This window comes from Dietzia sp. B19, from assembly GCF_014145155.1.
GTDB lineage: Bacteria > Actinomycetota > Actinomycetes > Mycobacteriales > Mycobacteriaceae > Dietzia > Dietzia natronolimnaea.
In genome coordinates this window covers 1-5825 of the sequence record NZ_JAALED010000154.1, presented here as the reverse complement: position 1 = coordinate 5825, position 5825 = coordinate 1, and the positions used below count along the sequence as shown (strand labels likewise).

8 protein-coding genes and 1 pseudogene are annotated in these 5825 nt (G+C 71.6%); all 9 read right to left on the bottom strand.

What is annotated here, in order from left to right; genetic code table 11:
- Positions 1-12 precede the first annotated feature (12 nt).
- A complete protein-coding gene (locus G6020_RS05615) occupies positions 13-1590 on the bottom strand; it encodes an anthranilate synthase component I (RefSeq protein ID WP_179525145.1) in 1578 nt (525 codons plus the stop codon).
- Positions 1587-1766 carry a tautomerase family protein gene (locus G6020_RS05610; protein ID WP_179525144.1) on the bottom strand — a complete coding sequence of 60 codons (180 nt, stop codon included), beginning with the start codon at positions 1764-1766 and terminating at the stop codon, positions 1587-1589. The genes G6020_RS05615 and G6020_RS05610 overlap by 4 nt, the downstream gene beginning before the upstream one ends.
- Before the next feature lie 4 nt (positions 1767-1770).
- Entirely contained in the window at positions 1771-2124 is a 354-nt protein-coding gene (gene hisI / locus G6020_RS05605) for a phosphoribosyl-AMP cyclohydrolase (RefSeq protein ID WP_179525143.1), read from the bottom strand.
- Positions 2121-2894 (bottom strand): imidazole glycerol phosphate synthase subunit HisF, encoded by a 774-nt coding sequence (gene hisF / locus G6020_RS05600; RefSeq protein ID WP_179525142.1) that lies wholly within the window; start codon positions 2892-2894, stop codon positions 2121-2123. Before hisF ends, hisI begins: the two co-directional genes overlap by 4 nt.
- Positions 2895-2901: 7 nt before the next feature.
- On the bottom strand, positions 2902-3816 hold the full coding sequence (locus G6020_RS05595; protein WP_179525141.1) for an inositol monophosphatase: 915 nt from the start codon (positions 3814-3816) through the stop codon (positions 2902-2904).
- A 60-nt stretch (positions 3817-3876) separates the two neighbouring features.
- The gene (gene priA / locus G6020_RS05590; protein ID WP_179525140.1) at positions 3877-4632 is read right to left on the bottom strand and encodes a bifunctional 1-(5-phosphoribosyl)-5-((5-phosphoribosylamino)methylideneamino)imidazole-4-carboxamide isomerase/phosphoribosylanthranilate isomerase PriA; all 756 of its coding nucleotides are present in this window, start codon (positions 4630-4632) and stop codon (positions 3877-3879) included.
- Positions 4632-4970: a hypothetical protein gene (locus G6020_RS05585; RefSeq protein WP_241732584.1), complete on the bottom strand. Its 339-nt coding sequence runs from the start codon at positions 4968-4970 to the stop codon at positions 4632-4634. Before G6020_RS05585 ends, priA begins: the two co-directional genes overlap by 1 nt.
- Positions 4963-5625 (bottom strand): imidazole glycerol phosphate synthase subunit HisH, encoded by a 663-nt coding sequence (hisH, locus tag G6020_RS05580; RefSeq protein WP_182609939.1) that lies wholly within the window; start codon positions 5623-5625, stop codon positions 4963-4965. The genes G6020_RS05585 and hisH overlap by 8 nt, the downstream gene beginning before the upstream one ends.
- Positions 5622-5825 (bottom strand): annotated as a pseudogene (locus tag G6020_RS05575) (MFS transporter); the annotation flags it as partial. The pseudogene G6020_RS05575 and the gene hisH, both read right to left, overlap by 4 nt.

Genomic DNA, 5825 nt, shown 5'->3' with positions numbered 1-5825 from the left:
GGGCGTTCTGGGTCACCGGCCCTCCCCCGGCGTGTCCGCGCCCGCAGCGCCTCCCGTGGGGCCCGCGGGTCTCAGGGTGTCCGCCGCCGCGACGGCGCGGAGGACCGCCATCGCCTTGTTGCGGCACTCCTCGTCCTCGGATGCGGCGACCGAGTCGGCGACGATCCCGGCACCGGCCTGGACGTAGGCGGTCCCGTCCTTGAGCACCGCGGACCTGATGGCGATCGCCTGATCGGCGTTGCCGGCGAAGTCGACATAACCGACCACTCCCCCGTAGACCCCGCGACGGGTGTCCTCGAGATCCTCGATGATCTGCAGCGCGCGGGGTTTGGGCGAGCCCGACAGGGTGCCGGCCGGGAAACAGGCCGTGACGGCGTCGATGCCCGTGCGCCCCTCCGCCAGGCGGCCCGTCACGGTGGAGACCAGGTGCATCACGTGGCTGTACCGCTCGACCTGGCGGAACTCGGTCACCACGACGGAACCCGGCTCGCAGACGCGGCCGAGGTCGTTGCGACCCAGATCCACCAACATGAGGTGCTCGGCGTTCTCCTTGGCGTCCTCCACGAGGTCCTTGGCCAGCAGGACATCGTGCTCGTCGTCCTCACCCCGCGGCCGGGTCCCGGCGATCGGATGGGTCGTGGCCAGCCCGTCCTGCACCTTGACCAGGGCCTCGGGGCTCGATCCGACGATGGTGAACGCGGTGCCACCGAAACCGTCGTCCCCGCTGCCGTCCGGGACCGTCATCAGATACATGTAGGGGCTCGGATTGGTCGTGCGCAGGATCCGGTAGACGTCTCTCGGCGAGGCCGAGGTGTCGACCTCGAAGCGCTGGCTGAGCACCACCTGGAAGGCCTCCCCGGAGTAGATCTGCTCGATGATGTCGGCCACCCGCGCGTGGTAGGTCGACTCGTCGGTGCGGCGGCGCATCCGCGGATCCGGTGTGTCGAAGACGCTGACCCCGCCGGCGCCGGGAGCCGCGAGCCTCGCCGTCATCGAGTCCACCCTGGCCACCGCGTCGGCGTAGGCCTCCTCGACCCGGTCGTCGCTGCCGTCCCAGTTGACCGCGTTGGCGATCAGGTGGATCCGGCCCTCGTGGTGGTCGAACGCCGCCAGGTCGGTGGCCAGCATCTGGACGAGCTCGGGGATGTGGAGGTCATCGGTGGTGTCCGGTGTGATGCGCTCGAGTCGGCGCACGATGTCGTACCCGAGGTAACCCACCAGCCCGGACGTCAGCGGCGGCAGGCCCTCGATCTGGTCGGTCCTCAGCAGGTCCAGGGTCCGGCGCAGGGCGTCGAGCGGGTCGCCGCCCGTCGGAGCCCCCGCGGGCACGTGCCCCAACCACATGGCCTCACCCGCGTCGTCGACGGTCAACGCCGCGGCCGACCCACAGCCGATGAACGACCACCGCGACCACGACCGGCCGTGCTCGGCCGACTCCAGCAGGAAGGTCCCGGGCCGGTCGGCCGCGAGCTTGTCGTACGCGGAGAGCGGCGTCTCGGAGTCGGCGAGCACCGTGCGCACCACGGGGACGACCCGGTGGCCCGAGGCGAGCGCCCGGAACTGCTCGAAGGTGGTGGTCCTGGTACTCATCCGACGACCCGGCCGCCGATCCCGAACGAGTCGTGCGGCATGTCGTTGACGAGCACCCACACCTTGGCCGGGTCCTTGCCCGCGGCCTCGGCGTAGGCGGCTGTGACGGCCTCGATCACCCGGGACTTGGACTCGGGGTCCATCCCGTCGAGCTGGTTGATCTGGATGAAGGGCACGGGCTCAGTCCTCCCCGAGGAGTGTGTCGGTGTCGAAGCAGCTGACCGTGCCGTTGTGACAGGCGGCCCCGGTCTGGTCCACCTTCAGCAGGACGGTGTCGCCGTCGCAGTCGATCTCCACGCTGCGCACGTGCTGCACGTGGCCGGAGGTCTCCCCCTTGACCCACCGCGTCCCGCGCGAGCGCGAGTAGTACACCCCGCGCCGCGTGGCCAGCGTCTCGGCGAGGGCGGCGTCGTCCATCCACGCCATCATGAGGACCCGACCGGAGGTCGCGTCCTGCACGACGGCAGCGATCAGACCCTCCGCGTTCCGGGTGAGCCGGTCGGCGATGGTCGGGTCCAGGGCCGGATCGCTCATCGGACCGTGATCCCCTCGGCCGCCATGGCCCTCTTCACGTCGCCGATCGTCATCTCGCCGAAGTGGAAGACGCTGGCCGCGAGAACGGCGTCGGCGCCGGCCTTGACCGCGGGGGCGAAGTGCTCGACCGCGCCGGCCCCGCCGGAGGCGATCACGGGGATCGTCACCGCCGCACGGACCGCACGGACCATGTCCAGGTCGAAGCCCGCCTTGGTGCCGTCCGCGTCCATCGAGTTGAGCAGGATCTCCCCCACCCCCAGCTCCTGGCCACGCCGGGCCCACTCGACGGCGTCGATCCCGGTGCCCCGGCGGCCACCGTGGGTGGTGACCTCCCATCCCGATGGTGTGGGGGCCTCGCCCTCCGGCACCGTCCGGGCGTCGACGGACAGGACGATGCACTGGGAGCCGAAGCGCCTGCTGAGCTCCTCGAGCAGCTCCGGACGCGCGATCGCCGCGGTGTTGACGCTGACCTTGTCCGCCCCGGCGCGGAGGAGCTGGTCGACGTCCTCGGCGGCGCGCACCCCGCCGCCCACGGTGAGGGGGATGAAGACCTGCTCGGCGGTGCGTGTGACCACGTCGAGCATGGTCCCGCGCCCCGAGGACGACGCGGTCACGTCGAGGAAGGTCAGCTCGTCCGCGCCCTGCGCGTCGTAGGCGGCGGCCAGCTCGACCGGATCACCGGCGTCCCGCAGATCGAGGAAGTTCACGCCCTTGACCACGCGGCCCGCGTCGACGTCGAGGCACGGGATCACCCGGGTGGCGAGTGTCATGCCCGGGTCACCGCTCCCCGTCGAGCCACGGGCGGTTGCCGTCGGGACCGGGGGTGGCCCGGCGACGGCCCGCCTCGAAGAAGTTGCCCGGCTCGCCGAGCTCGCGGATGGTGCCGAGCACCTCCGCGTGCGCTCGCGGGCCGGCGGCGAGGATCGACTGGGAGTCGATCGACCACGGCTCACCGGTCAGGTCGGTGACCACTCCCCCGGCCGCGCGGATGTGGGAGGCGCCCGCCGCGTTGTCCCACGCGTAGTTGCCGAAGCTCACCGCGGCGGACAACCGGCTGGAGCCCACGAACGACAGGTCGACCCCCGTCGATCCGAACTTGCGGGTGCGGGCCGCGTCGAGCGTGAGCTGCTCGAATACCTCGCGGCGGTAGGCCGGCGGGTAGGTGGTGCGGGCGCCGGTGTTGAGCGACCCGAGGCCCAGCGCCACATCGCGGATGGAGACGTCGGCGATCCGTGGGATCTCCTCGTCGTTCTCCTTGAGCGGACCCCCGGCGATCGAGGTGAACCGCAGGCCGAGGAGCGGAAGCCAGGTCAGTCCCAGTACAGGCTGTCGCTCGTGGACCAGCGAGACGAGGATGCCGGTGGTGGGGATGCCGAGGGAGTAGTTGGCCGTGCCGTCGATCGGGTCGACCACCCAGAGCGTGCCCTCGTTGACCGGCGGGCCGCCGAATTCCTCGCCGTGCACCTCGAGCTCGGTGCCCTCGCGCAGCGCGTCGGAGATCCGACGCTCCAGCTCGAGGTCGAGCTCGGTCGCGAAGTCGTTGCGCGAGCCCTTGGCGCGCGTGCCCTCGGCACCCAGTCCCTCGATGAAGCGGGGGGTGACCTCCTCGAGCACGCGGGCCGCCAGGGCGAGCGCTTCCGCGGGGTCGACGGACAGGTCCGTCGGCAGGGTGTTTCCGGTCTGATCGGTCATCTCGGGCCTCCTGCTCGAGGTCATGCGGGTGGGTGTGGCTACAAGGTGGTCATGGCCGATTCAGCGGACACTCACCGCGGCCAGCGCCTCGGGGAGGGTGAAGCGACCGGCGTAGAGGGCCTTGCCCACGATCGCGCCCTCGACGCCCTCGGGCACCAGCGTCGCGATGGCCTCGAGGTCGGCCACGGAGGACACCCCGCCGGACGCCACCACCGGCGCTCCGGTGACCGAGCACACCTGGGAGAGCATCTCGAGGTTCGGACCGTTGAGCATGCCGTCCTTGGAGACGTCGGTGACGACGTACCGCGCACACCCGTCCTTGTCGAGGCGCTCCAGCACCTCCCACAGGTTGCCCCCGTCGGACACCCACCCGCGGCCACGGAGTCGGGGCTCGCCGTCGACCACACGGACGTCCAGCCCCACCGCGATGCGATCGCCGTGCCGGGCGATCGCGGAGGCGCACCACTCCGGGTTCTCCAGGGCGGCGGTCCCCAGGTTGACCCGGGCGCAGCCGGTCGCGAGGGCGGCCTCCAGCGAGTCGTCGTCGCGGATCCCCCCGGACATCTCGACCTTGACGTCGAGCGCGCCGACCACCTCGGCCAGGAGGTCGCGGTTGGTCCCGCGTCCGAAGGCGGCGTCGAGATCCACCAGGTGGACCCACTCGGCCCCGTCCCGCTGCCACTGCATCGCGGCCTCGAGCGGAGATCCGTACGAGGTCTCGGTCCCGGCCTCCCCCTGCACCAGACGGACGGCCTGCCCGTCGGCGACGTCCACGGCGGGCAGGAGTTCGAGGTAAGAAGCGTTGGTCACGGGCATCAGCGTAGTCCGTCCGCCCGGGGGTGCTCCCCATCGCCCTCGGCCGGTTCCGACGGCTCCCCGGGGTGTACGCCGGAGTCGACCCCGACCTCGACGGCGGGCTCGTCTCCGTACTCGGCACGGATCGCCCGATCAGTGATGCGGGTGGACACGACCCCCATCGCCACGACGGTCAGGATCACACCGACCAGAGCGACGACGGCCCGGCCCGCCGGCGGCAGCGGGAACAGCGCGACCGCCAGGGCGGTCAGTCCCAGGACCAGTACCCCCGCCCCGGAGACCCCCAGCGCCAGCACCGCGAACGATACGGGCGCCGGGCGACCCCGGCGGTCAGCCAAGGGATCTGATCCAGTTCTCGAGGAGCTGCAGGCCTGCATCTCCCGACTTCTCAGGGTGGAACTGGGTGGCCGACAGGGGGCCGTTCTCCACGGCGGCGATGAATCTCGTGCCGTGCTGGGCCCAGGTGACGTCCGGCGGGGTCAGGTGGTCGGACGGCTCCATCTCCCATCGCTGCACCCCGTAGGAGTGGACGAAGTAGAAGCGCTCGTCGGCGGGCATGCCGGCGAACAGGACGCTGCGCTCGGGCGCCTCGACGGTGTTCCACCCCATGTGCGGCAACACAGGAGCCTCCAGTCGCTCGACGACCCCGGGCCACTCCCCACAGCCCGCGGCCCCGGACTCGGCGTGTTCACCGTCCGAGAACTCGGTCCCCCGCTCGAACATGACCTGCATTCCCACGCAGATCCCCAGCACTGGGCGACCACCGGCCAGACGCTCGCCGATGATCCTCGGCCCCTTGACGGCCCGGAGACCCTCCATGCACGCCGCGAACGCGCCGACCCCCGGGACCACGAGTGCGTCCGCCTCGGTGGCGACCCGGTGGTCCGAGGTGAGCTCGACCCGGGCGCCGACACGCTCCAGCGCGCGATGGGCCGAGCGGAGATTGCCCGAGCCGTAGTCGAGGAGCGCCACCCGCGGGGCCGATGAGGTCATGGGCTCACTTTATCGTCCGTGGCGGGCGAGGTCAGATCACGCGTCGGCCGGGTGCGCCGGGCGCCCACCGCCGCGGGACCGCCGACGAGCAGCACCACGCCGGCCGCGACCGTGAACAGGACGACGTATCCGAAACCGGCGACGCCACCCATGACCACCGACCCGAGACCCGTGCCCGCGTCGAAGGAGATGTTCCACGA